This window comes from Lentzea sp. NPDC092896 (assembly GCF_044754905.1).
Lineage (GTDB): Bacteria > Actinomycetota > Actinomycetes > Mycobacteriales > Pseudonocardiaceae > Lentzea.
Genome location: NZ_JBIVPX010000001.1, coordinates 796,232 through 797,600, shown reverse-complemented (window position 1 = coordinate 797,600; position 1,369 = coordinate 796,232). Strand labels below are relative to the sequence as shown.

Annotated in this window: 1 protein-coding gene (only partly in view); it reads right to left on the bottom strand. The window is 70.6% G+C overall.

The window, feature by feature from the left end; genetic code table 11:
• Positions 1-24: 24 nt before the first annotated feature.
• Positions 25-1,369, bottom strand: partial view of a type I polyketide synthase gene (locus ACIQF0_RS03490; RefSeq protein ID WP_401023986.1) — the final stretch only. 26,003 nt of this gene lie beyond the right edge of the window; the window shows 1,345 of its 27,348 coding nt (coding positions 26,004-27,348); its start codon lies off the right edge, out of view; the stop codon is at positions 25-27.

The following is a 1,369-nucleotide window of genomic DNA, read 5'->3' as shown; positions in this document are numbered from 1 at the left end:
CGCGCTTCCTTCTCGGATCGCCCGCTAGTCCATGGCGTCCCCGATCGCCAGACGCAGGAGGGCTTCGCCGTCCATGTCGTCGATCGATTCCGCCTCGGCTGCAAGCACAACATCTCCGGCGCTGTTGTTTTCCCCACTGTCCTGAGCAAGTTGGAGCACCAGGTCCAGCAGCCCCGCCTGCCGCAGACGGCTGATCGGGATCGCCGCGAGCGCGTCCCTGATCGGCGCGTCGGGGTCGTTGGCGGTGGTCGCGGCCTCACCGAGCAGTTCCGTGCGGATGAACTGGGCCAGCGCGGCGGGGGTCGGGTAGTCGAACACCAGCGTCGCGGGCAGCGCCACGCCGGTGACCACCTTGAGCCGGTTGCGCAGATCGACCGCCGTCACCGAGTCGAAGCCGACGTCGCGGAACGCCCTGGTCGGCCCGAACGCCTCCGCGCCGTCGAAGCCCAGTGTCGCCGCGGCCTCCGTCCGGACGAGGTCGAGCAGTGTGCGTGCGCGTTCCGCCTCGGGCAACGCCAGCAGCCGTTCCCTGAGTCCTGAGTCCGTCGTTTCCGGCTCTTCCAGGGCCTCCCTGACCGTCGGGATGCCCATCAGCAACGGGCTCGGCCTCGACGCCGTGAAGCTCGGCGCGAACTTCTCCCAGTCCATGTTGGTGATCGTCAGCGACGTGTGGCCGTCCTCGACCGCCTGCTGCAGCGCGGTGATCGCGAGTTCGGGTTTCATCGTGTGCACGCCGCGGCGGCGCAGCTGTTCGGCGCCTTCCTCGTTCTCCGACGCCATTCCGGAGTCCGCCCAGGCGCCCCACGCGATCGACGTCGCCTTGAGGCCCTGGGAGGCCCGGAAGTGCGCGAGGCCGTCGAGGTAGGCGTTCGAGGCGGCGTACGCGGGTTGCGCGCCACTGCCCCAGCTCGCCGCACCGGACGAGAACAGGATGAACGCGTCCAGGTCGCTCGTCAGCTCGTGCAGCAGCCAGGCCGACGTCATCTTGGCCTGGAGCAAGCGATCCAGCTGATCGATGCCCACCGCGTCGGTGGTCGCGTTGCCTTCGACGATGCCGGCCGCGTGCACCACGGCTCGCAGGTCGGGCACCGCGTCGATCACCGCCTTCAGGCTCTGCCGATCCGACGCGTCGCAGGCCGCGATGGTGACGCGCGCTCCCAACGCTTCCAGTTCCTCACGCAGTTCCGCGGCCCCTGGTGCCTGATCACCGCGACGACTGGTGAGCAGCACGTGCTCGGCGCCTCGTCCGGCGACCCAGCGGGCGACGTGACCGCCCAGCGCGCCGGTGCCGCCGGTGATCAGGACCGTGCCGCGCGGGACCCACTCCGTGGACCGGGGCGCGCGCTGGGCCGGGACGAGCCTGCGGCCG